16 protein-coding genes and 1 pseudogene are annotated in these 23619 nt (G+C 72.2%); 8 read left to right on the top strand and 9 right to left on the bottom strand.

Annotated features, from left to right (window positions below; translation table 11 throughout):
- Nucleotides 1-215: 215 nt before the first annotated feature.
- On the bottom strand, nt 216-1340 hold the full coding sequence (locus tag ACA514_RS33090) for a TetR family transcriptional regulator (protein WP_375045209.1): 1125 nt from the start codon (nt 1338-1340) through the stop codon (nt 216-218).
- Nucleotides 1341-1630: 290 nt separating this feature from the next.
- Here ACA514_RS33090 and ACA514_RS33085 point away from each other — a divergent pair, with 290 nt between their 5' ends.
- The 3 genes and pseudogenes from ACA514_RS33085 (at nt 1631) to ACA514_RS33075 (ending at nt 5565) form a co-directional block, all read left to right on the top strand.
- Nucleotides 1631-3211, top strand: a complete 1581-nt coding sequence (locus tag ACA514_RS33085; protein ID WP_375045208.1) for a succinic semialdehyde dehydrogenase — start codon at nt 1631-1633, stop codon at nt 3209-3211.
- Between the two features lie 2 nt (nt 3212-3213).
- Nucleotides 3214-4972 (top strand): annotated as a pseudogene (locus tag ACA514_RS33080) (FAD-dependent oxidoreductase).
- A gap of 206 nt (nt 4973-5178) precedes the next feature.
- Entirely contained in the window at nt 5179-5565 is a 387-nt protein-coding gene (locus tag ACA514_RS33075; protein ID WP_375045207.1) for an avidin/streptavidin family protein, read from the top strand.
- A gap of 63 nt (nt 5566-5628) precedes the next feature.
- Here the strand turns inward: ACA514_RS33075 and ACA514_RS33070 are convergent, their stop codons facing one another.
- Nucleotides 5629-6537 (bottom strand): zinc metalloprotease, encoded by a 909-nt coding sequence (locus ACA514_RS33070; protein ID WP_375045206.1) that lies wholly within the window; start codon nt 6535-6537, stop codon nt 5629-5631.
- Between the two features lie 220 nt (nt 6538-6757).
- Here ACA514_RS33070 and ACA514_RS33065 point away from each other — a divergent pair, with 220 nt between their 5' ends.
- Entirely contained in the window at nt 6758-7492 is a 735-nt protein-coding gene (locus ACA514_RS33065) for a DNA alkylation repair protein (protein WP_375045205.1), read from the top strand.
- Nucleotides 7493-7692: 200 nt separating this feature from the next.
- Here ACA514_RS33065 and ACA514_RS33060 read toward each other — a convergent pair whose 3' ends face one another.
- Nucleotides 7693-8766 carry a zinc metalloprotease gene (locus ACA514_RS33060; RefSeq protein WP_375045204.1) on the bottom strand — a complete coding sequence of 358 codons (1074 nt, stop codon included), beginning with the start codon at nt 8764-8766 and terminating at the stop codon, nt 7693-7695.
- A gap of 222 nt (nt 8767-8988) precedes the next feature.
- On the opposite strand from ACA514_RS33060, the gene guaA reads away from it, so the two are divergent.
- The gene (gene guaA, locus ACA514_RS33055) at nt 8989-10563 is read left to right on the top strand and encodes a glutamine-hydrolyzing GMP synthase (RefSeq protein WP_375045203.1); all 1575 of its coding nucleotides are present in this window, start codon (nt 8989-8991) and stop codon (nt 10561-10563) included.
- A gap of 213 nt (nt 10564-10776) precedes the next feature.
- On the opposite strand, the gene ACA514_RS33050 is transcribed toward guaA, so the two are convergent.
- The 6 genes from ACA514_RS33050 to ACA514_RS33025 all read right to left on the bottom strand — a co-directional run bounded on the left by ACA514_RS33050 (nt 10777) and on the right by ACA514_RS33025 (nt 15245).
- Nucleotides 10777-11319, bottom strand: coding sequence for a carboxymuconolactone decarboxylase family protein (locus ACA514_RS33050; protein WP_375045202.1), 543 nt, complete (start codon nt 11317-11319; stop codon nt 10777-10779).
- Nucleotides 11320-11440: 121 nt separating this feature from the next.
- A complete protein-coding gene (locus ACA514_RS33045; protein WP_344271900.1) occupies nt 11441-11995 on the bottom strand; it encodes a peroxiredoxin in 555 nt (184 codons plus the stop codon).
- Between the two features lie 298 nt (nt 11996-12293).
- Complete coding sequence (locus ACA514_RS33040) at nt 12294-12809, bottom strand: SRPBCC family protein (protein ID WP_375045201.1); 516 nt, start codon at nt 12807-12809, stop codon at nt 12294-12296.
- Between the two features lie 92 nt (nt 12810-12901).
- Complete coding sequence (locus ACA514_RS33035) at nt 12902-13519, bottom strand: TetR/AcrR family transcriptional regulator (protein ID WP_375045200.1); 618 nt, start codon at nt 13517-13519, stop codon at nt 12902-12904.
- Between the two features lie 80 nt (nt 13520-13599).
- Nucleotides 13600-14691, bottom strand: coding sequence for a hypothetical protein (locus ACA514_RS33030; protein ID WP_375045199.1), 1092 nt, complete (start codon nt 14689-14691; stop codon nt 13600-13602).
- Nucleotides 14688-15245 carry a SigE family RNA polymerase sigma factor gene (locus ACA514_RS33025; RefSeq protein WP_375045198.1) on the bottom strand — a complete coding sequence of 186 codons (558 nt, stop codon included), beginning with the start codon at nt 15243-15245 and terminating at the stop codon, nt 14688-14690. Before ACA514_RS33025 ends, ACA514_RS33030 begins: the two co-directional genes overlap by 4 nt.
- Nucleotides 15246-15411: 166 nt before the next feature.
- Between ACA514_RS33025 and ACA514_RS33020 the strand changes: the two genes are divergently transcribed.
- The 3 genes from ACA514_RS33020 (at nt 15412) to ACA514_RS33010 (ending at nt 23589) form a co-directional block, all read left to right on the top strand.
- Complete coding sequence (locus tag ACA514_RS33020; RefSeq protein ID WP_375045197.1) at nt 15412-16326, top strand: LysR substrate-binding domain-containing protein; 915 nt, start codon at nt 15412-15414, stop codon at nt 16324-16326.
- 222 nt (nt 16327-16548) lie between these two features.
- On the top strand, nt 16549-19995 hold the full coding sequence (locus ACA514_RS33015; protein WP_375045196.1) for a CDP-glycerol glycerophosphotransferase family protein: 3447 nt from the start codon (nt 16549-16551) through the stop codon (nt 19993-19995).
- An 84-nt stretch (nt 19996-20079) separates the two neighbouring features.
- Nucleotides 20080-23589, top strand: a complete 3510-nt coding sequence (locus ACA514_RS33010) for a CDP-glycerol glycerophosphotransferase family protein (RefSeq protein WP_375045195.1) — start codon at nt 20080-20082, stop codon at nt 23587-23589.
- Nucleotides 23590-23619: the final 30 nt, after the last annotated feature.

Genomic DNA, 23619 nt, shown 5'->3' with positions numbered 1-23619 from the left:
GCAGAAACCTGGCTTCGCAGCCGAGTGCAGATTGCCCACCGACGGCCCCTCACCGTCTGCTTGATGGGCCCAAGCACGAGACGCATCCCGGTCGTCCCCGAAGACCACCCACACCAGCTTGGAGATCCCCCGCTGGGCTAGTGAGGCCCGCCCGTCAGGTGGCCTCACCCCGCCGGGTGCGCTGCTGGGTTGGTGGGGTGTGGCTGGGGTGGTGATCAGGAGGCGGCGCGGCCGAGCATGAGGTCGATGCCGGTCGAGTACAGGTCCGCAGGCACGCGGTCGGGGTCGAGCAGGTGCTGGAAGGCGAGCCCGAAGTCCAGCGCCATGGCGAGGGCCGCGCGCTCGGACGGGGCGATGCCGTCCACATCCCGCAGTTCGCTGGCCATGTGGGCACGGCGCTCGGCGTACCAGTCGGCGATCCGCCAGCCCGCCGCGTAGTCGCGCATGCCGTAGAGCCAGAACTCCACCAGCAGGAGTGCGAGCCTGCGCGCGCGGTCGTCGGAACCGTCGCGCGCGGCGCCGCGGCCGGTGCGCTCGTCCTCATCGCGCGACTGGTCGGCCGACCGCAGCTCGTCGCAGACGTCCGTGCCGAGCCGGTCGCTGGTGAACCGTTCGAGCAGGGCCAGCAGCAGATCCGTCTTCCCGGCGAAGTTGGAGTACACCGCCCCCTTGGTCAGCCCGGCCGCCGCGGCGATGTCGTCGAGCGAGGCACCGTGGATGCCGCGCTCCGCCCACAGGCGTTCGGCCGCCGACAGCAGCGCGGTCCGCGTCTGCTCCCGGCGCTCCTGCCGCGCGCTGACCTGCCCCCCTGGTGCCGTTCCGCGGGCGGGCTGCCGGCCGTCCTGGCCGGTGTCCCGCTGGAACGTCCGCGGCTCCCTGGTCAACGGCCCGCCGCCGAAGCCCGGGGGCCGGGGCCCACCGGGAGACAGGTTTCCGCCCTCGGGTTCGCCCACTCGAGCGGGAGGGACGGAGGGGCGCGGGGACGGCTCGCCCGGGTCCTCGGCGAGAGTTTCCACCTCGCCTGGACGGGTCGTGGTGGCGATCGCTCCGCCGGCGCCGCGATCGGGTGAGGTTCCGGCGAGCGGGGTCCCGCGGCCCGCGGTCTCGGCTTGGACGCCGCGAGAGCCGGACGGGACGGTCGTCGTGCCTCCGGCCGGGGCGGGGCGGTCGGAGCCGCCGGCGGGGCCGCCCGGCAGCGTGGCCGTGCCGGCGGGCGCGGTGGTCTCGGTGGGGGGTGCGGACGGGATGGGGCTGCCGCCGCCGGGCGGGCGCGGGGAGCGGATGTCGCTCGCGTCCGTCGGGTCACCCTCGGGCCGTAGGTCGCCGTGGGCGTCGTTCATGTGCTGTTCCCTCCGCTGCCATGGCGCGCGTCCACGGCGCCCCCGGAAGCGCGGCAGCGGACGTCCGGGGGCGGCGGGATGGGCGCCGGATTCTCCTCCTGTTCTCGGAATACACCGGTCGGGCGCGGTCAGTCCCGGAGTTGCGCAACTCTGCCCGGGTTGGAACGGTCCGTTCGGTGGGCGGTTGTCACTGCCGGCAGAAGAAACCCCACGAAGGTGGGGCATTTCACGGCAAGTGGCCTGTTACCTGCGGGTAGCCAAAAATGGCCAGGGGGTCATACGCTGCCTGCATGGCATCCCCGACGGTCCCTGCCAAAGGCGAGGCAGAGCACGCGCTCCCGCAGTCCCTGATCGATCGGCTGGCCTCCCATGTCGCAGCGAGCGGCGCCGAGACGGTCACGATCCCCACCCCGTTCACGGGCGAGCCGCTCGCGACGGTCCCGCTGTCCGGCGCGGACGACGTCCGGGCCGCCTACGAGCGGGCCCGCGAGGCGCAGCGCGCGTGGGCCGCGCTCCCGGTGAGCGAGCGCGTCAAGCCCTTCCTGAGGCTCTCGGACGCGCTGGTCGAGCGGCGCGAGGAGATCCTCGACGTCATCCAGCTGGAGACCGGCAAGGCCCGCCGCCACGCGATGGAGGAGTTCCTCGACGTGGCGCTGTGCTCGCTCTACTACGCGCGGCGGGCGGGGAAGCTGCTGAAGCCGCACCGCAGGCAGGGCATGATGCCGGGCCTCACCCGCGTGCGGGAGCTGCGGCACCCCAAGGGCGTCGTGGCGCTGATCGCGCCGTGGAACTACCCGTTCGCGCTCGGCGCCAGTGACATCGCGCCGGCGCTGATGGCGGGCAACGCGGTGATCCACAAGCCCGACACCCAGACGTGCCTGTCCAGCCTGTGGGTGCTGGACCTGCTGGTCTCCCTGGGGCTGCCGCGCGACCTGTGGCAGATCGTCGTCGGCGACCCGGGGGAGATCGGCGACCCGCTGCTCGACGACGCCGACTACGTGTCGTTCACCGGTTCCACCCGCGGCGGCAAGGCGATCGCCGAGCGGGTCGCGCCCCGGCTGGTCTCGTACTCGCTGGAGCTCGGCGGCAAGAACCCGATGATCGTGATGGCGGACGCCGACGTCGAGCGGACCGCGCGCGGCGCCGTCCGGGCGTGCTTCACCAACGCGGGGCAGCTGTGCATCTCGATCGAGCGGATGTACGTCCACGAGGACATCTACGACCGGTTCGTCCCGCGCCTGGTCGAGCTGGTGAAGGGGATGAAGCTCGGCACCGGGCTCGACTTCGAGGCCGAGATGGGCTCGCTGACCTACCAGCGCCAGCTGGACGCGGTGACGCGGCACGTCGACCAGGCCGTCAAGGAGGGCGCGACCGTCCTCGCCGGCGGCAAGGTCCGCCCGGACATCGGCCCGCTGTTCTACGAGCCGACCCTCCTCGCCGACGTCACCGGCGACATGGACCTGTGCGCCAACGAGACGTTCGGCCCGGTCGTCGCGGTCTACAAGTACCGGGACGAGGACGAGGTCATCGCGCGCGCCAACGACACCCCCTACGGCCTGAACGCCTCGGTGTGGACCAAGAACCCCTCGCGGGCCCGCGGTGTCGCCGCGCGGCTGCAGGCCGGCACCGTCAACATCAACGACGGGTACGGTGCCGCGTACGCGTCCTACGACTCGCCGATGGGCGGGATGAAGCAGTCCGGCGTGGGCCGCCGGCACGGCTCTGAGGGCATGCTGAAGTTCACCGAGGTGCAGACCATCGCGAGCCAGCACATCATGGACCTCGAGCCCCCCGGCTCCATCGGCTATGACAGGTTCGCCGACGTCATGGCCACCGGGATCAAGCTGATGAAGAAGCTGCGGATCAAGTAGGGATGACCGTGAAGCACGACTACGACGTGCTCGTCGTCGGGTCGGGGTTCGGCGGCAGCGTCTCGGCGCTGCGGCTGACCGAGAAGGGGTACAAGGTCGGCGTGATCGAGGCGGGCCGCCGGTTCGACACCGCCCCGTCCGCCGCCCCCGGCTCCCGCTACCCGGCGCTGCCGAAGACGAACTGGCGCGTCTCCCGCTACCTGTGGGCGCCCGCGCTGGGCCTCACCGGGATGCAGCGGCTGCACCTCATCCGCGGGGCGAAGTCCAGCCGGGTCATGGTGATGGCCGGCGCGGGCGTCGGCGGAGGGTCGCTCAACTACGCCAACACCCTGTACGTGCCGCCCGCGCCGTTCTTCCAGGACGGGCAGTGGGCGCACATCACCGACTGGCAGGACGAGCTCGCCCCCTACTACGACCAGGCCAAACGGATGCTCGGCGTCGTGGAGAACCCGACCACGACCGAGGCCGACAAGGTCATGAGGAAGGTCGCCGACCGGATGGGCGCGGCCGGCACCTTCGTCAAGACCCCGGTGGGCGTCTACTTCGGCCGGGGCGCGGGCGTCGAGAGCGCCGACCCCTTCTTCGGCGGCGCGGGCCCGCGCCGCCGCGGCTGCCTGGAGTGCGGCGAGTGCATGGTGGGCTGCCGCCACGGCGCGAAGAACATGCTCACCGAGAACTACCTGTACCTCGCCGAGAAGGCCGGTGCCCGGGTGATGCCGCTCAGCCGCGTGACCTCGGTGAAGCCGCTGGCGGGCGGCGGCTACGCCGTCGAGATCGTGCGGACCGGCTCGTTTCGGGCGCAACCGCAGGACGCTCACCGCCGAGCAGGTGGTGTTCGCCGCGGGCACCTACGGCACCCAGAAGCTGCTGCACAAGCTGAAGAGCACCGGTCTGCTCCCGCGCCTGTCCGATCGGCTGGGCGCGCTGACCCGCACGAACTCCGAGGCCATCCTGGGCGGCGGCCGCCGCAACGGCACGCCGGGCCCGGACTTCTCCAAGGGCGTCGCGATCACCTCCTCCTTCCATCCGACTCCCGAGACCCACATCGAACCCGTCCGCTACGGCCGCGGGTCGAACCTCCTCGCCGGACTGCAGACCCTCCTGATCGACGGGGACCGGCCCGGCGAGCGGCACACCCCCCGCCTCCTGAAGTTCGCGCGCGAGGCGGTGCGCCGCCCCCGTGACCTCCTCCAGCTGTTCGACGTGCGGCACTGGTCCGAGCGCACGGTGATCGCGCTGGTCATGCAGACCCGGGACAACTCGATCACCCTGAGCCCGAAGAAGGGGCCGTTCGGCTGGGACGTCCGCGCGTCGGCGGGGCACGGGGAGCCGAACCCCACCTGGATCCCCGAGGGGCACCGGGCGACCCGCCTGATCGGCGAGGAGATCGGCGGGATCGCCGGCGGCACCTGGGGCGACCTGTTCGACGTCCCGATGACCGCGCACTTCCTCGGTGGCTGCGCCATCGGCGACTCCGCCGCGTCCGGCGTCATCGACGCCTACCACCGGGCGTACGGTCATCCGGGCCTGCACATCGTGGACGGCTCGGCGGTCTCCGCCAACCTCGGCGTCAACCCGTCCCTCACGATCACCGCGCAGGCCGAGCGCGCGATGTCCTTCTGGCCCAACCGGGGCGAGGCCGACTCTCGCCCCGAGCTGGGCGGCACCTATCGAAGAATCACCCCCGTCCTTCCGAAGAATCCCGTCGTTCCCCCGGATGCTCCAGCGGCACTCCACCTTCCGATCGTCGAGATCACCTGACCGGTCCGCGACCCGGTTCGTCCCCGCCTCCGAACCGGAGGGCGGCCGGTCCTTCCTGGCAGGCCCACCGCGTCCCATGCTCACCGTCCGGCCGGACCCGGGGAAGTGGAACGCCATTCTGTGGATAACTCCGGCCGACCCGGCCGGCGGACTTGCGGCCGTCCAGGCCGCTGGACCGTCGGCGGTGCGCGGGCGATCGTGGAGGAATGCACAACGACGACACTGTGAGCTGGGTCGGCACGTGGCGCAATCAGTACGGGTCGACGCTGGTCGTCACCGATGACGCCGGCGGCCGGCTGCAAGGGACGTTCCGCACCGCGCTCGGCGACAGCGCGTTCGCCGGCGAGGACGTCGAGATCACGGGGTTGCACGTCGGCGCGTGCGCGCACTTCGCGTTCGGCCGGTCGGGACCGCAGGGCGACTCCGTCGCGTCCTTCACCGGGCTCCTGCGGGACGGGCGGCTGGAGACGGTGTGGCATGTCGTGTCCGACTCGGCCGTGAAGCCGCCGGCGCCGGGGAGGCCGCCCGAGCTGATCAAACTGCCGTGGGCGCACGCCGCGCTGACCAATGCCGACACTTTCACGCGCGTCTGACGATGCGGCAGGAGAGTGCCCGGCGCCGGAGGGGGCGGGGCTCCGGCGCCGGGACCGGGCCGGTCAGGCGCGGTAGGCGGCCCACTGGTCGCGCATGCGCTGGGTCTGGCCCGGGGTGAACTCGTACATGCAGGAGTCGTAGCTGTAGTCCATGAAGTTATGGATGGGGTCCAGCCCGGACGAGGAGCAGGTGTCGCGGCCGGTGGGGCAGCCCGAGGCGGGGCTCTGTTCGGCGGGGGTGTCGGAGACGCGGTCGCCTTGGCCGCTGCAGCCGCCCTGGAACGTGTGGTAGAGGCCCATCCAGTGGCCGACCTCGTGGGTGGCGGTGTCGCCCTCGTTGTAGTTGGTCAGCGGACCGCCGGGGACGCTCTGGTAGTGGATGACGACACCGTCCATCGTGGGATGGGAACGGTAGTCGCTGGGGAAGGTGGCCCAGCCGAGGAGGCTGTCGCCCAGGTCGGCGGTGTAGAGGTTGAGGTCCTGGGCGCCGCCGGTGTGGAGGGCGCTCTTCATCGCGGTCTCGTTGCCCTCGGGGTCGGAGAACCATGCGGGGTTGTTCGTCCGCTTGACGGAGGCGAGGGTGAAGGAGACTCCGCTGGGCGCGTAGGCGTCGTTGAGGACCTTCAGCTGCTTGTTGAGAGTGGCGTCGGTCAGGCTGCCCGTACTGCCGCTGGTGATGACCTGGAAGTGCACCTGGACGGTCATCGAGGCGGCGGCCTTGACGCGGCCGGACGTGGCGAGCTGCCCGAGGCGGTTACGGAAGTCCTTCTCCATCGCCGCCACCTTCGCGGCGCCGGGTTCATGGCGCTCGGTGACGTGGGAGCCCGCGCGGACGCGGGCCTGCGCGGCGGCGGACGCGGAGCTGCACTTCGCGCCCGGGACGGGGGCCGAGAGGGCGGGGGCGGCTGCCGGCGCGTAGGCGGTGAACGCGGCGAGCATGCCGATGGCGGTGGCGATTCCAGCGCGTTTCATGGAACTCCTTGGGGGCGGCGCGCCCGGGGGACGGCGCGCGGGGGAGCGGAGTCATCGCTGGAACAAGGGTGATTGCCGACAAGAGCCGCGTCTTTGGCAAACCTGAACAAATAGGGGAAGAAAAGGGGGAATCGGGTGCCCTAGCGCGAGCGCCGGATTGTCGGACCGGCGATGTAGCGTGAGCGCCGCATTGTCGGAGGGACCGCGTAGCGTCGCCGGCATGGACGTCGAGGGCGAGGCCGCCCGGATCCTGGACGAGCTGCGCGCCCAGTCCGACCCGATGCGCGCCGGCAGCGAGAAGCGCTACCTGAAGAGCGATCTCGTGCACATCGGGGTGCCCGTCCCGGCGCTGCGGAAGGTGGCGCTGCGGGCGGTCAGGGCCAGGCCGGCCCGGGACGAGCTGCTCGGGCTCGTGGACGCGCTGTGGACGACGACAGATGGGGGCCGTCCCGTCCACGAGGCTCGCATGGCGGCGGTGGAGGTGCTGGCCAGGCGGGTCGAGCTGCTGGAGCCGGGGGACCTGGCCGTGGCGGAGCGGCTCATCCGCGACTCGGCGACCTGGGCGTTGGTGGACCACCTCGCCGAGAAGGTGGTCGGCAAGCTCGTCCTCCGCTTCCCTGATCTGGGGAAGGCCCTGGACGCGTGGGTGAGCGACCCCTGCCTGTGGATCCGGCGCACGTCGCTGCTGGCACTGCTACCGGGCGTCCGGGCCGGAACACCGGATCTGGACCGGCTCACCGGATACGGGGACGCCCTCATAGGGGAGAGCGAGTTCTTCATCCGCAAGGCATTGGGGTGGGTGTTACGAGAGCTGTCGAAGAAGGACCCCGGCTGGGTGGCGGCATGGGTGCAGGACCACATCGCCGACGTCTCCGGCGTCACGATCCGCGAGGCCGTGCGCCGGTTGCCGGCCGACGATGCCGACCGCCTCCTCGCCGCCTACAAGGCACGCTGACGCGCCACGCAGCATGCCCGCCGACGACGTCGGTGGCTTGAGTGGATGGCGCGGTCGCGGCGAGGGGCGTCAGCACGTCGAGGAAGTACCCGACTGGGCGGTCTGCCCTAGGGAGGCGCGGTTGCGGCGGGGGCGTCAGCACGCCGAGGAATTGTCCGACCGGCCGGCCGGTCCTGTGGCGTGGCCGCGGTGGGAGATCGTCAGCGGCGGTAGGCGGCCCAGGCCTTGTGCATGCGCGCGCCCTGTCCGGCGGTGAACGACGTCATGCACGTGTCGTAGCTGTAGTCCATGAAGTTGTGGATCGGGTCATTACCGCGTGCGGGGCAGGTGTCCTTGCCGGACGGGCAGCCGTTGGTGGGGTCGCGCTCGGCCGGGGTGTCGGACACCCGGTCGCCCTGGCCGCCGCAGCCGTCCTGGAACGTGTGGTACAGCCCGAGCCAGTGGCCGACCTCGTGGGTCGCGCTGAAGCCGCGGTTGAAGTGGTCGATCGGGCCGCCCGGCATGCTGCCGTAGTGGATGGTGACGCCGTCCATCTTCGGCTCGGCCTTGTACTTCCACGGGAAGGTCGACCATCCGAGCAGGTCGCCGCCGATGCGGGCGCTGTAGAGGTTCAGCGTTCCCTTGCCGCCCTTGCGGAGCTTCGGCTTGTAGGTGCCCTCGTAGCGCTCCGGCTCGTCGAACCAGGACGCCTTGTCGGTGCGGTCGATCTTCTTCAGGTGGAAGGCCACGCGCGTGTTCGCACCCCCGTACCGTCCGCCGTACGACGCGTTCAGCACGCTGATCTGCCGCTTCACGACCGACGGGGGGACGTTGCCCGCGGAGCCGTCGTGCAGGACGTGGAAGTACACCGGCACGCTGATGTTGCCGGCGGCGCGCAGGTCGGACGGGGTGGACTGGTCGTCCGGGCGGTTCAGCGAGCCGAGGCCGAGGCCGTCCAGGGCCCGGCCGAGACGCTGCTCGACGCTCGCGGACTCCGCCGGTGTGAGGGTGTTGCGCTCCCGCACGTGCGCGTCGGGACGGCGCAACCGGTCCAGCGGCGCGGCGCAGGCCTCCGGGGCGACGCGGCGGGCCTGCGCGGCGCGCGCGCCGGCGGAGCGTGCGTCGGGGCGCGCAGCGGGAGCCGCGGCGGGACCCGAGGCGGAGCCCGCGGCGGTGCGGTCGGCGGGGCCGGCGTCGGGGCGTGCTCGCCCGGCCGCGGCGCCCGAGCCGGCCGGACCGGTCGGCACGGCGGGGACGAGGGCGGCGATCAGGGCGGCGGCGGCGAGCAGCTTCACGACACTCCTAGGGGAGGACGCTGAATGCGTACGGACAGCGACTGGACACAGGGCGTTATCAAGACGTATCAGAGAGAACTCCTGCTGCGCGTGTGATCAAGGTAAACGGATGCCGACCGTTTTCGGCCAGTCGCCCAATGTGACCGGCGTGACCCGGGCGCGCGCATCGGCCCTGGATGGGGCCCCGTAGACTGGAGGTCTTTCCGGGCCCGTGCGAAAGGCGTGTTGGTGGCCGTAGACCAGTCCTTTGACACCGTTCTCGTCGTCGACTTCGGCGCGCAGTACGCGCAGCTGATCGCGCGGCGGGTCCGTGAGTGCCATGTGTTCAGCGAGATCGTGCCGTCCACCATGCCGGCGGCGGAGATGCTCGCCAAGCGGCCGAAGGCGATCATCCTGTCCGGCGGGCCGGCGTCGGTGTACGAGCAGGGGGCTCCGGCGGCGCCGGACGGCCTGTTCGACCTGGGCGTGCCGACGCTCGGGATCTGCTACGGCCACCAGGTGATGGCCCAGGCGCTCGGCGGGACGGTGGAGAACTCCGACGTCGCCGAGTACGGCGGCGCGACCGTCGCGGTGACCTCGCCCGGGATGCTGTTCGCGGGGCTGCCGAACGAGCAGGCGGTGTGGATGTCGCACCGCGACTTCGTCCGCGAGGCGCCCACCGGGTTCACGGTGACGGCGAGCACGGACGTGACGCCGGTCGCCGGGATGGAGGACCGGGAGCGCGGCTTCTTCGGCGTGCAGTTCCATCCCGAGGTGCTGCACACCGAGAACGGCATGGAGATCCTGCGGCGGTTCCTCTACGAGGGTGCGGGCTGCCGGCCGAACTGGACGATGGTGAACATCGCGGACGAGTCGATCGAGGCCGTCCGGAAGCAGGTCGGCGGGAAGCGGGCGATCTGCGCGCTGTCGGGCGGCGTCGACTCGGCGGTCGCCGGCGCGCTCGTCCAGCACGCCATCGGCGACCAGCTGACCTGCGTGTTCGTCGACCACGGGCTGCTGCGCAAAGGCGAGCCCGAGCAGGTCGAGAAGGACTTCGTCGCGGCGACCGGGGTGAACCTGCACGTCGTGGACGCGCAGGACCGCTTCCTCGCCGCGCTGGACGGGGTGAGCGACCCGGAGGAGAAGCGGAAGATCATCGGCCGCGAGTTCATCCGGGTGTTCGAGGAGGCGGCCCGCGAGATCGTCGGCGAGAACGCGGCGGAGCCGGTCGAGTTCCTCGTCCAGGGCACGCTGTACCCCGACGTCGTGGAGTCGGGCGGCGGCACCGGCGCGGCCAACATCAAGTCGCACCACAATGTCGGCGGCCTGCCGGAGGACCTGCAGTTCAAGCTGGTCGAGCCGCTGCGGAGCCTGTTCAAGGACGAGGTCCGCGCGCTGGGCGAGCAGCTCGGCCTGCCGTCGGAGATCGTCTGGCGGCAGCCGTTCCCCGGCCCGGGCCTCGGCATCCGGATCATCGGCGCGGTCACCCGCGACCGGCTGGACATCCTGCGCGACGCGGACGCGATCGCCCGCGAGGAGCTGACCCGCGCCGGGCTCGACCGCGACATCTGGCAGTTCCCGGTCGTGCTGCTGGCCGACGTCCGGTCGGTGGGCGTGCAGGGCGACAGCCGGACCTACGGCCACCCGATCGTGCTGCGCCCGGTGACCAGCGAGGACGCCATGACGGCCGACTGGGCGAAGCTCCCGTACGACCTGCTGCAGAGGATCTCGACGCGGATCACCAACGAGGTCCGCGAGGTCAACCGGGTCGCCGTCGACATCACGTCCAAGCCGCCGGGCACCATCGAGTGGGAGTGATCCCCGCCGTCGGGGACGTGTGAGGGCCCGGGTGCGAAGGACGGCACCCGGGCCTCTCCACGCCGCCGGCAGTCGGGTGCGTGCGGCGGGATCGCGGACGCGTGAGGCCCGGGTGCGGAATCGCACCCGGGCCTCATACGTCGCGTGGATCATCCGCGCCGGTGTCGGACGCCCGCAGGTGTCGGACGGTCGCGGATGCCGGACGGTCGTCGGTCAGACGGTCGCGGGAGCCAGGGCGGCCTCGGCGTCGAGGGTCGCGGCGGCCGCGTTCACGACGGCGGCGATGCGCAGGGCCTCCTGGACGAGCTCGCGCGACAGGCCGGCCTCGCGGACGACCTTCTCGTGCGACTCCAGGCACCGGCCGCAGCCGTTGATCGCCGACACGGCGAGGCACCAGAGCTCGAAGTCGACCTTGTCCACGCCCGGCTTGCCGATGATCGACATCCGCAGCTTGGCGGGCAGCGTCGCGTACGTCTCGTCGCCGATCAGGTGCGTGGCGCGGTAGTACACGTTGTTCATCGCCATGATCGACGCGGCGCCCTTGGCCGCCTCGAAGGCCTCGGCGGACAGGTAGTCGCCGGCCTCCTCGGCCAGCTCGCGGATGACGGTCGCGCTCCGGGTGGCGAGCGCGCAGGCCAGCACCGTCCCCCACAGCTGCTGGTCGGTGAGCTGCGAGGTGGAGGTCAGCGAGCCGAGGTTGAGCTTGGTGTCCTTGGCGTAGCCCGGGAGGGCGCCCTTCAGCGCGTCAACGCTCATGATGGTGAGTCCTTTCGTGCGGACGGCCGGCCGCGCGACGCGGACCGGCCGCCTGGGCCGGGCCGGCCGCGGCGGGCGCGCAGGCGCCGCGCGGGCCGGCCGGCGGGGTGGACCGGGACGATCAGGCCCCGGCCAGCAGCTTGGTGGCGTCGAGGGTGTCCTCGCCCTTGTTCCAGTTGCAGGGGCACAGCTCGTCGCTCTGCAGGGCGTCGAGGACCCGCAGGACCTCCTTGACGTTGCGGCCGACGGAGCCCGCGGTCACCATGGCGAACTGGATCTCGTTGTTCGGGTCGACGATGAAGGTCGCCCGCTGCGCGACGCCGTCCTCGGTGAGGATGCCGAGGGCCTCGCACAGCTCGCGCTTGAGGTCCGACAGCATCGGGAACGGGATCTCGCGCAGGTCGGGGTGGTCCTTGCGCCAGGCGAAGTGGACGAACTCGTTGTCGACGGACGCGCCGAGGACCTGGGCGTCGCGGTCGGCGAAGTCCTCGTTGAGGCGGCCGAACTCGGCGATCTCGGTCGGACAGACGAAGGTGAAGTCCTTGGGCCAGAAGAACACGACGCGCCACTTGCCCTCGTAGGACTTGTGGTTGATCGTCTCGAAGGCGCTGTCCGGGTCCAGCGAGACGCAGGCGGTCAGCTCGTACTCGGGGAACTGGTCACCGACGGTAAGCACGCATGCTCCTTTGTCACGGAAAGGGGTCGCCTCTCGTCCGGAGAGGCGTGGGAGGGCCGCCGCGACGACGGTGGCGTCCGGGCGGCCGATGTCACTCAGCGTGCCGCAGGAGCAGGGAAAAGAGAAATCGATCTATCGCAACGGATTGATAGGAGGTTCTTATCGGATCCTCGCATATATGGATCGACCTGCACAAAGACAGGCAGATCGACTGTGAGACGGTGTCGGCCGATGATGGAGATCACATCGGAGCCTCCAATGGCGAACACTCTCCGTAGCGGCAGAGCCTGGAGGTCGCCTAGGTGCTCGGCTGGTCCTCGCTCGCGCCCTCCAGGTGCGCCTTGAGCCGGCCGAGCGTGGTGGCGATGTTACGGGCGTTGTGAGCGGGACGGTCGGCGGTGCCGGTCAGCGCGATGGCGAGCGGGATGAACCACGGCGGGACGCGCAGCCAGTTCGTCTCGGTGACGGTGCAGCCCGCGCCGTCCTCCGCGGGTGCGATGTCGTACTGCCAGCGGGAGATCGGCAGCCCGAACGGGGCGTCGACGTCGTAGGCGAACCGCTCGTTCTCGCGGACGTCGGTGACGGTGCAGTTGGTGAACCAGCGGCGGCGGCCCTTCCGGTTGTAGCCGCGGAACCGGGCGCCGACGGCGGCCCGGACGGTGCGGCCGAGCCAGCGCGCGCGGTACGCCTCCTCCGCGAACGTGACCATGACCGGTGGGTCGCTGACGATCCGGTAGACCGCGGCGGGGGAGGCGTGCACGGTGATCCGGCCCGTGGCGATGGGCTGCTCGAACGGCATGGGGACCCCTGTCATCCGGCGAATGTAATCGCCGATTACATCAGGGCCGTGCGCCGCCGTCAATGCCTCGCGGCGAGGTCGGCATCAGCCCCGCGGCGGTGCCTGTCTCAGGCCTGCGCGGTGCCCGGCCCGATGCCCTTCCCGAACGTGTCGAGGACCTGTTCGGCCAGCTCCCCGGCGTGCTCGGCGGGCAGGAACCCGTCGACGACCATCTGGGAGAGCCCGTAGACCAGCGCGTGCGCCGCCAGGATCACCAGCTGCGGATCGCCCGCCCGCAGCATGCCGGCGTTCTGCCCCGCCGCTATGAGATCGGTCACCTGCCGCTCGACCGCCCGCATGCCCTCGCGGACCTCCGGCGCCGGGTCCGAGGTGTAGACGGTGGTGCGCAGCAGTTCGAACCGGTGCGGGTGCCGGGCGGCGTACCGGACGAAGGCGTGCCCGAACGTCCACATGGCCGGACGGTCGGGACGGGCCTGCGCGAGCGCCGCCCGCTGCCACTCGCCGAAGTCCTCCAGGACGCGCGCGGCGACGGCGGTGAGCAGCGCCTCCTTGCCGGCGAAGTGCCGGAACGGGGCGCCGGGCGACACCCCCGCGCGCCGCGCCGCCTCCCGCACCGAGACGTTGGGCAGGCCGCCCTCGTCCAGCAGGTCGAGGGCCGTCGCCGTCAGCGCGGCGCGCAGTGAGCCGTGGTGGTAGCCCGGGCGCCGGGCGGGATCGTCGGACACCCGGGCTTGATACCACACGGACACGCCGCAGCCGGCGCGCCGGGCGGGGCGGCGCCCCCGGCAGCCGCCCCGCCGGTGGGTCACCAGGCCAGGTCGTCGTAGTCGGCGGAGCCGCTCAGCCAGGTGAACGCGGCGCCGTCGACGCGTCCGGGTCGGCCGTCGATGAGCTGCAGGACGTGCTCGCCGGAGCCGTCGGCCTTGACGAAGAAGGAGTCGCCGGGCAGTTGGACGCCCCGCCCCGTCGGCTGCCAGGTCCCCGTCGAGAGCGTGGCCAGGACGAAGGCGGCGTCGTCCTTCCGGCCGTGCTTGGTGCCCTGGATCTGGGCCGTCGCGGTCCGCCCGTCGGGGTTGAGGACGAACACGTTGATGAGCCCTTCCACCTGGGTTCCGGTGACCTCGGCCGAGCGGGCCACGCGGGAGGCCAGCAGGTCGGAGCCGGGGCGGCCGGTGTCGAGCAGCCGCAGCACCGCCCGGTCGGGGACGGCGCCGGGCGCCTGGAGGAAGCCGAGGGTGCGGTTGTCGGGCGCCCACGTCGCGCTGGTGACGGTCCCCTCGCCGGGGGTGCTCCAGGTCCGGTGGCTCCCGGTGCGGACGTCGATGACGACGGCCTCGGAGCGGCCGCCGGCGGTGCCGACGACGGCGAGCCGGGAGCCGTCGGGGCTGGCGGCGAGGTTCTCCGGCTTGCCGAACCCCGAGTCGAGCCGGACATTCCCGCCGGAGAGCCGCTTCGGTGCCGACGGCGTCCCGTCGTTGGCGAGGGTGACCCGGTAGAAGGCATAGGAGTCGCCGCCCTCGTCGGCGGCCAGGAAGAACGTCCGCCGGTCGCCCGCCGCGGCGACCGCCGCGTAGCGGCCTCCGAGGGCGGCCACCTTCGTGAGGCTCCCGGCGGCGGCGTCCTCGACGGCCGCGTGCCCGCCGCGGATCGCGACGACGTGCCGGGGCCCGCCGGGGCCCGCGGCGGGGCCGCTGTGGGAGGCGTGCGGGAGCGAGCCGCCCAGCGCTGTGCCGCCGACGACGACGGCGGCCAGCGTGCCCGCGACCGCCACGGGCACCGTCCACGGGCGGCGGCGCCGCCGCGGCGACGGAACGGTGACGGGGGCGAGGGTGCCGTCCGGGATGCTTTCGGCGGCGGCGCCGAACGCGTCGCGGAGCCGCTCTTCGGTCCTGGTCATGAGTCCTCCTTGAGCAGGTCGGCGAGCGACGCGAGCGCCCGCGAGACGGTGGACCGGACCGTGCCGACGCCGATCCCCATGACGTCGGCGATCTCCCGTTCGTCCAGGTCCAGGTAGTAGCGCAGCACCAGGGCCTCGCGACGGCGGTGCGGCAGGCGGCGCAGCGCGAGGAAGACCTCGCGCCGCTCCTCGCCGAGCATGGCCGCCGCCTCGGCGGACCACACCGGCGGCTCGTGCGTGCGTCCCGCCCGGAACGCCAGCTTGCGCCGGCGCAGGACCGTGCGGCACTTGTTGACCACGGCGGCGCGCGCGTACGGCAGCATCCGGTCGTGGTCGGTGAGCCGGTCGATCCGGCGGTAGAGGTCGATGAAGGCGTCCTGCACGACGTCCTCGGCGGTGGCCCGGTCCCCGACGATCATCAGGGCGGTGCGGGCCAGCGCGAGCTGGTGCTCGCGGAACAGGGCCACCAGGGCGGCCGTGGCCGCGGCGCGGTCGTCCGCCTCGGAGGCGTCTGCCTCCAGGGCGGCGTCGGCCGCGCGGCGGGGGTGGCGCATGTTCGCCACTATGTCGGTTTCCACACCTCTTACACTCGCGAGCCCGCCGTCTGTTGCTCGCCCGACGGAAGTGATGTTCGGGGCCCTGCGCGGCCGCCGGGTATCGTGACGTCGCGGTTATCCATCGGTGTCGTAGTGATAGGAGACGGTTATCAGCAGGCCGACGGTGTCGCAGTTGCGGGCGTTCCTGGCGCTGGCGGAGCATCTGCACTTCCGGGACGCCGCCGCCGCGCTGCGGATGAGCCAGCCGGCGCTGTCGGGCTCGGTCGCCGCGCTGGAGGAGAGCCTCGACACCCGGCTCGTCGAGCGGACGACCCGCAGGGTGCTGCTGACGCCGGCGGGCGAGCGGGTCGCGCGGCGGGCCGAGAACGTGCTGGCGGAGCTGGACCGGCTGGTCGAGGAGGTCAGGGCGGTCCGGGGCCCGCTCGTGGGGCCGCTGCGCGTCGGGGTGATCCCGACCGTCGCGCCCTACCTGCTGCCGGTCGTGCTGCCGCGGCTCGCCGGGGAGTTCCCCGGCCTCGAACTGTCGGTGCACGAGGAGCAGACCGACCACATCGTCGCCGAGCTGATGGCCGGCCGCCTCGACGTGGTGCTGCTCGCACTGCCCGCGCCGGCGCAGGGCGTCACCGAGCTGCCCCTCTACGACGAGGACTTCGTGCTGGTCACGCCCGCGTCGTCCCGGCTGGGGGCCGAGGACGTGCCGCGCGACGCGCTGAACGAGCTGGACGTGATCCTGCTCAACGAGGGCCACTGCCTGCGCGACCAGGCGCTGGACGTCTGCCGCGAGGTCGGCGCGCGGGCGCCGTCGGCGACGTACGCGACGAGCCTGGCGACGCTCGTCCAGCTGGTGTCGGGAGGGCTCGGCGTGACGCTGGTCCCGGAGACGGCGCTGCCGGTGGAGACGCGGCGGGCGCCGAACCTGGCGCTGCACCGGTTCGCCGACCCGGCGCCGTTCCGGCGGATCGGACTGGGGTTCCGGTCGACGTCGCCGCGTGCGGAGGAGTTCGAGGCGCTGGCGGCCGGCGTCCGCGCGGCGATCGCGGAGCTCGGCACCGGCACGCCGGGGATCCGCCCGGCCTGACGTCCCGCGGCCGCCCCATGGACCGGGTCGTAGCCCGGGTCGTGCCCCGGGCGCCGGGTCAGGTCCCGGTAAAGCGATGCCAGGGCGGGTCAAGTCTGCGCAAGGGGACGTCCTGGCAATGGCGATCCGTGTTCGTGTGATCACTTCACGTCACCATGCTCGGTGTGGCGGGGTTTCCGCTCTGGCTCGGCGGTGCCCTCGTCCAACCGACCTGGAGGCCGCATGTCCCCGAAGCTCAGCGTCGTCGTCCCGTTCCACAACACCGAGGAGTACCTGCGCGCGTGCCTGGAGTCGATCGCCGGGCAGTCGCTGCGCGACCTCGAAGTGATCATGGTGGACGACGGGTCGGACGACAACGGGGCGGTGATCGCCAAGGAGATGTGCGACCGCGACCCCCGGTTCCGGCTGCTGGCGCGCGACAACGAGGGGCCGGGCCCGTCCCGCAACGCCGGGGTGCGGCTGGCCAAGGGGGAGTACCTGGCGTTCGCCGACGCCGACGACGTGGTGGAGCGCGACGCCTACAGCAGGATGGTCGGCTCCCTTGAGCGCACCGGGTCGGACATGGCGAGCGGCAACGTCGAGCGTATGGACGCCGACCGGACGTGGCAGTCCGTGCTGCACAGCGGGGTGTTCACCGAGACGCGCCTGAAGACGCATGTGTCGTCCCACGGGCTGCTCATCCGCGACCGTACGCCGTGGAACAAGGTGTACCGGCGCGCGTTCTGGGACCGTACCGGCCTGGAGTTCCCCGCCGGCTTCTACGAGGACCCTCCGGTGACGGCGCGCGCGCACGCGCTGGCGGAGTCCGTGGACGTGCTGAGCGACACCGTCTACTACTGGCGCAAGCGGCCGGGATCCATCACCGAGGACCGCTACGACTGGGACAACCTCTGCCAGCGCATGCGTTCCGCGCGCGTGGTGCGAGAGGGCCTTGCCTCCTACGCGCCGCAGCTCGTCGCGACCTACGACGAGCACGTGCTGGTGGACATCGAGCTGCGGGTCGTCCTCGACGCCCTCCCCAGGACGGACGACGAGAACCGTGAGGAACTCGTCGAGATGGGCGCGGCCCTCGCAGAGGGCGTCAACCCGCGCGTCATCAAGCGGCTCTCGTCTATGACGCGGCTGCAACTGCACCTGCTGTGCCACAGGAAACTGCCCGAGCTGATGGACGTGCTCCGGTTCGTCCAGCTGGGCAGGCACCACGACACCGCGCGGGTACGGCGCGGGCTGCGGCACCGCTGGTACGCCGAGTACCCGTTCTTCGAGGACGCCGAATGCGGCGTCCCCCTGCACGTGTACGACGTGACCGACGAGCTGAAGCCGGCGGCGGCGATCGACCGGGCGACCTGGGTGGGCGGGCGGCTGCGGCTCGAAGGGCACGCCTACATCCGGCACCTCGACTCTTCCAGCGAGGACGGCTCCCGCATCCGGCTGTGGCTGCTGGCGTCCAACCGGCGCGGGCTGATGCGGGTGCCGGTCCAGCGGGTGCGGCGGCCGGACGTGACGGCGCGGACCCGGCAGTCCGTGGTGTCCTACGACTGGTCGGGGTTCGTCGCGGAGATCGACCCGTCCGCGCTGAAGATGTTCGGCCGCTGGCGGGACGTCGACTGGATCCCGTGCGTGGAGATCGTCAACAAGGGCCTGCGGCGCCGCCGGACGTTCGCGAACCCGCGGCTGACCGCCCGGCAGTGGCCGGACGACCGGGAGTGCGCGCCGGGCGTGCTGGTGCAGGGCGTGGCGGCCAAGCGCCGGTTCGTCCTGCAGGTCCGCCGGACCGCCGCGACCGTCGTCGGGTCGCACGTGGAGGGCGACGAGCTGTGGCTGGACGGCTGGAGCCGCACGCCGCCGGAGGCCGGCGCGCGGGTCACCGCGGTGCCGAAGGCGGGCCGGGCCACGGTGGCGGGCGTGATCGAGCCGGCCGAGAACGGCGCCGACGGCTGGTACGGCTTCCGCGCGAAGCTGCCGATCGGCGGCCTCGCCCGGCACCTCGGCGACTGGGAGATCAGCCTGCCCGGCGGCGTCCGCCCGTACCTGGAGGAGGACGCGGCGGGCGCGGTGTACCCGGCCCCCTGCGGGGAGCTGGAGGTCGCGCGGACCCGGCGCAACCAGGTGCGCGTGGTCGCGCGGGAGAGCGCGCCGGCCGTCGACCGGGTGTCGTGGTCGCCCGACGGGCTGCTGCGGCTGTCGGGCACGTGCGCGGACCCGGCGGGCCGCCCGGAGGCCCTGGTCCTGCGGCGGCGGCGGTCCTGCGAGGAGCACACCGTCCCGCTGCGCTGGGAGAGCGACCGGTTCACCGCGAAGTTCTCGCCCGAGCGGATGCCGGTGCTGGGGCTGTCGCGCCCGCTGGTGTCCGGCCGCTGGGACGTGTTCGCGCCGCTCGGCGGGACGGAGCGTCCGGTCGTGGTCCGCCGGCACGCCCTGCGGCACATGCCGGAGCCGACCGAGACGGGCCTGCACCGGATCGACGTGCGCGTCTACAAGACCGACCAGCTCCAACTGCACATCCAGACCGCCCTCAACGACGACGAGCGCGGCCCCTATGCGCAGGCCCGGATCCGGTCCGGGCACTACCGGCGTCACCTGAACCTTCCCGTACGGGACCTGGCTGTTTTCGACTCGTACAAGGGACGCCAGTACTCCTGCAACCCGCGCGGCATCTACGACGAGCTGCGGCGCAGGGAACTGGACGTCGACTGCGTGTGGGTCACCGAGAACGGCCAGTTCGGTAAGCCGGCCGGTGCACGCACTGTCCTCGCCGGTTCCCGGGAGCACTACGAGGCGCTCGCACGGGCGCGCTATGTGTTCGGCAACTGGTCGCAGCAGGAATGGTTCGTCAAGCGCGAGGACCAGACCTATGTGCAGTGCTGGCATGGGACGCCGCTGAAGAAGCTCGGCTACGACGTCAAGCAGATGCCCTACAAGCGAACCGAGGGCATGGACTGGATGCAGCACGACGTCCCCCAGTGGGACGTGCTGCTGTCGCAGAACGCGTTCTCGGTGCCGCTGTTCCGGCGCGCCTTCGGCTACCAGGGCGAGATCCTGGAGAGCGGCTATCCGCGCAACGACATCCTGAACAGCCCGCACCGCGACGAGATCGCGACGGCGGTACGGCGGCGCCTCGGCATCCCTGACGGCAAGCGGATCGTGCTGTACGCGCCGACGTGGCGGGACGACTTCCACTTCGCCATCGGCAAGCGCGCGTTCCGCCTCGAACTGGACATCGAGCGGTTCCGCAAGGCGCTCGGCCACGACCACGTCCTGCTGCTGCGCACCCACTACCTGGTGACCGACCGGCCGAAGTGGCGGCCCGGCGACTGCGTCCTCGACGTGTCGGTCTACCCCGACATCTCCGAGCTGTTCCTGATCAGCGACGTGCTCGTCACCGACTACTCCTCGGCCATGTTCGACTTCGCCGTCACCGGCCGGCCGATGCTGTTCTACACCTACGACCTGGAGCGCTACCGCGACCACGTGCGCGGCTTCTACTTCGACTTCGACGCCGAGGCGCCCGGCCCGCTGCTGCGGACCTCGCGGCAGGTCATCGACGCGCTCGCCGAGCCGGCCGCGATCGAGTCCGGGTACCGCACCGCGCGCGCCGCGTTCGCCGCCCGCTACTGCCCGCACGACGACGGCCGGGCCGCCGCCCGCGTCCTCGACCGCGTGCTCTGACGTCCGCGCGGCGCCGTCCCGAGCGGCGCCGCGCGGCCGGCCGTCCCGCGCGCGCACCACCACCCCGCAACCCCTGGAGAACCCGTGGCACCGAAGATCAGCGTCGTCGTACCGTTCCGCACCGCCGAGGACCACCTCGAAGGATGCCTGGAGTCGCTGGCGGGGCAGACGCTGCGCGACCTGGAGGTGATCATGGTGGACGACGGGGCCGGGGACGCGACCGCCGCCGTCGCCCGGCGGTTCGCGGACCGCGACGCCCGGTTCAGGCTCGTCCGGCACGGGGACGCGGGGGCCGGCCCGGCGCGCAACACCGGCCTCCGGCACGCCGAAGCCCGCTACCTCGCGTTCGTGGACGGTGAGGACGCCGTCCCGCCGTACGCGTACGAGCTGCTCGTCGGGACGATGGAGTCGACCGGGTCCGACATCGCCGGCGGCAACGTCATGTGCCTCGACGACGAGGGCGTATGGCAGTCCTGGCTGCACGCGGAACCGTATGCGGCGACGGTCCGGTCCACGCATATCGCCCACCACCCGGTGCTCCTGCAAGACCGGACCGTCTGGAACAAGGTTTTCCGCCGGTCGTTCTGGGACGCCCACCAGTTCGAGTTCCCCGCCATGCAGTACGAGGACGTGACCGTGGCGATGGAGACCCACGTCCTCGCCTCCTCCGTCGACGTCCTCGACACCACCGTCTACTACTGGCGGCACCACCCCGCCGCGTACGGGCGGGAACGGCAGGAGCTCGGCGACATCATCGACCGGATGGCCGCGCTCGGAATGGTGCGCCGCGTCCTGCGCGACCGCGCGCCCGAACTGCTGCCCGCCTACGACATGTACGCGCTGGATCTGGACGTCCGCGCGCTCGTGCACGCGCTGCCCGCCGCGTCCGAGCAGGAACGCCGCCGGCTCGTCGAGCTCGGCGGCGAGATCGTCGCGGCGGCGGACCCGTCGGCGGCGTCCGGGCTGGAGGCGATCAAGCGGCTGGAGCTGCACCTGCTCGGCGAGCGGATGCTGCCCGAGCTGCTGGAGGTGCTGCGGTTCGAGGAGGGCGGGCTGGACGAGGTGCCGCTCGTCCAGAAGGGCCGGCTGCGGCAGCGCTGGTACGCCCGCTACCCGTTCTTCGGCGACGAGCGCCGCGCGGTCCCCGACGAGGTGTACGACGTCACCGACGAGTTCGAGCTGTGGACGCAGGTGGAGCGGGCCGGCTGGGACGGGGACGTCCTCACGCTGGAGGGGCACGCGCACTTCGCCCGCCTCGACGTGTCGTCGGTGCACGACTCCCGGATCCGGATGTGGCTGCGCGACGCCAGGACCGGCCAGGAGGTGCGGCTGGAGGTCGAGCGGACCCGCTGCCCCGACGCCACCGCACGGTCCGGGCAGGCGCTGGTCTCCTACGAGTGGTCCGGGTTCGCGGTCCGCGTCGACCCGGAGGCGCTGCGCGACGGCGAGGAGTGGCGGACCGCCGCCTGGGAGCTGTTCGCCGAGGTGACGACGGCCGGGCACAAGGCCGTCCGGCGGATCGCGGCGGCCGCGCCGCGGGTGCGGTGGACGGCCGCGCGGCAGCCCGCCGAGCACGTCGCGGTACAGCCGGCGGACGGCGACGGCGGGTTCGCCGTGCACGTGAAGAACTCCAGGGCGGTGCTCACCGGGTTCCGGCGGATGGGCGGCACGCTGGAGCTGACCGGGTGGACGAACCGCGCCCTCGGCGCCGGTGCCGCGATCATGGCGGCGCGGCGGCACGGCGGGGCCGAGGTGTTCGGCGACGTCACGGTCCGCCCGGCGGCGGTGACGCCGGCGGCCGAGGGCACCGGCTTCTGCTTCACCGCCACGCTGCCGCTGGACGGCCTGCTGTCGGCACCCGCCGCCGGAACCCCGGCCCGGCCGCACCTGCTGGACGCCATCGACTGGGACATCCGGCTGAACGGCGAGGGCGGCCCGCTCAAGCTCACCATGGCCGGGCACCTCGGCGAGGCCAGATACGCCTGGCGGGGCCGCGAGTTCGTGCTGACCCGCACCGCGTACGGGAACCTGCGCGGCGTGGAGCGCAGCTTCCGGCCCGTGGTCACGCGCGCGGACTGGGACGCCGAGGGCCGCCTCACGCTGACCGGCGGCTTCGCGGACCCCGAGGACCGCCCCGACCACCTCGTGCTGCGCTGCAGCCGGTCGGGCGCGGCGCACGAGGTGCCCCTGACGTGGGAGGCCGACCGGTTCACCGCCGCGTTCACGCCCGCCCGCCTGCCGGTGTTCGGCACGGACCTGCCCCTCGCCGAGGGCACCTGGGACCTGGTCGCGCCCACCCGGTCCGGCAACGTCGCCGTCGTGGTCGAGCGCGCCGCGATCCCCGCGTTGCCCGAATGGCGGCGCGTCAGCACGCACGAGTTCGAGGTGGGCGTGCACCAGACCGACGCGGTGCAGCTCCACAGCCGTCCCGCCCTGTCGGAGGACGAGCGCGGACGGCACGCGCAGCGGCTCCTCCAGCAGAACGACTACCCGGTCTACCTGCGCAGCGGCCTGTCGGACGTCGTGGTGTTCGACAGCTACAACGCGTCCCAGTACAGCTGCAACCCGCGCGCTCTCTACGAGGAGCTCGCCAAGCGCAGGCCCGACCTCGAATGCGTGTGGGTCTCCCAGGACGGACAGTTCGCCCTGGAGGGCGAGGCCCGGACCGTCCTGGCCGGAACACGCGAGCACTACCGGACGCTCGCGCGCGCACGGTACATCGTCACGAACTACGGGGCGCCGCACTGGTTCGTCAAGCGGGAGGGGCAGATCTACCTGCAGACCTGGCACGGCACCCCGCTCAAGCGACTCGGGTACGACCTGAAGGACATGCCCTACCGGCGCACCGAGAAGCTCGACTGGATCCAGCGGGAGGTGCCCCGATGGAGCTGCCTGCTGTCGCCGAGCCCGTACGCCACGGAAGTGATGCGGCACGCGTTCCACTACAGCGGCGAGATCCTGGAGACGGGATATCCCCGCAACGACGTCATGAGCACCCCCGAATGGCAGCGCCTGGGCACCGACATCCGTAAGCGCCTCGGCATCCCCGAAGGCAAGAAGGTGGTGCTGTACGCGCCGACCTGGCGGGACGACGAGCACCACACCACCGACCGCCGCGGCTTCCACCTCGAACTGGACCTGGAGACCATGCGGCGCGTCCTGGGGGACGACCACGTCCTGCTCCTGCGCGCCCACTACCTCATCACCGACCGCGCCCACGTCGCGTCCGACGACTTCGTCATCGACGTCACCCGCTACCCCGATGTCGCCGACCTCTACATGGCGGCCGACGTCCTGGTGACGGACTACTCGTCCGCCATGTTCGACTACGCCGTCCTGGGCCGTCCGATGGTCTTCTACACCTACGACCTGGAGCGCTACCGCGACCACGTCCGCGGCTTCTACCTCGACCTGGAGGCGGAGGCGCCGGGGCCGCTCGTCGCGACGTCCGAGGAGGTCGCCGAGGCCGTCCGCGCGGCCCCCGATATGGAGGACGACTACAGCGGCAAGTACGACGACTTCTTCGTCAAGTACTGCCCCCATGACGACGGCGAGGCCTCGGCCCGCGTCATCGACCGGGTCTTCTCCCGTTGACCCTGCGGCGAGTCGTCGCCATGGCGGACC

The organism is Actinomadura sp. NTSP31 (genome assembly GCF_041951385.1).
Lineage (GTDB): Bacteria > Actinomycetota > Actinomycetes > Streptosporangiales > Streptosporangiaceae > Spirillospora > Spirillospora napierensis.
The sequence above is the reverse complement of the archived record's forward strand: the minus strand, read 5'-3'. Positions and strand labels throughout refer to the sequence as shown.

Coding starts and splice junctions, on each gene's coding strand:
- ACA514_RS33075 (WP_375045207.1), top strand. CDS start 5,179: ATGCACAACGACGACACTGTGAGCTGGGTCGGCACGTGGCGCAATCAG.
- ACA514_RS33050 (WP_375045202.1), bottom strand. CDS start 11,319: ATGAGCGTTGACGCGCTGAAGGGCGCCCTCCCGGGCTACGCCAAGGAC.
- ACA514_RS33085 (WP_375045208.1), top strand. CDS start 1,631: ATGGCATCCCCGACGGTCCCTGCCAAAGGCGAGGCAGAGCACGCGCTC.
- ACA514_RS33090 (WP_375045209.1), bottom strand. CDS start 1,340: ATGAACGACGCCCACGGCGACCTACGGCCCGAGGGTGACCCGACGGAC.
- ACA514_RS33025 (WP_375045198.1), bottom strand. CDS start 15,245: ATGCGCCACCCCCGCCGCGCGGCCGACGCCGCCCTGGAGGCAGACGCC.
- ACA514_RS33040 (WP_375045201.1), bottom strand. CDS start 12,809: ATGACAGGGGTCCCCATGCCGTTCGAGCAGCCCATCGCCACGGGCCGG.
- ACA514_RS33030 (WP_375045199.1), bottom strand. CDS start 14,691: ATGACCAGGACCGAAGAGCGGCTCCGCGACGCGTTCGGCGCCGCCGCC.
- ACA514_RS33015 (WP_375045196.1), top strand. CDS start 16,549: ATGTCCCCGAAGCTCAGCGTCGTCGTCCCGTTCCACAACACCGAGGAG.
- ACA514_RS33070 (WP_375045206.1), bottom strand. CDS start 6,537: ATGAAACGCGCTGGAATCGCCACCGCCATCGGCATGCTCGCCGCGTTC.
- ACA514_RS33065 (WP_375045205.1), top strand. CDS start 6,758: ATGGACGTCGAGGGCGAGGCCGCCCGGATCCTGGACGAGCTGCGCGCC.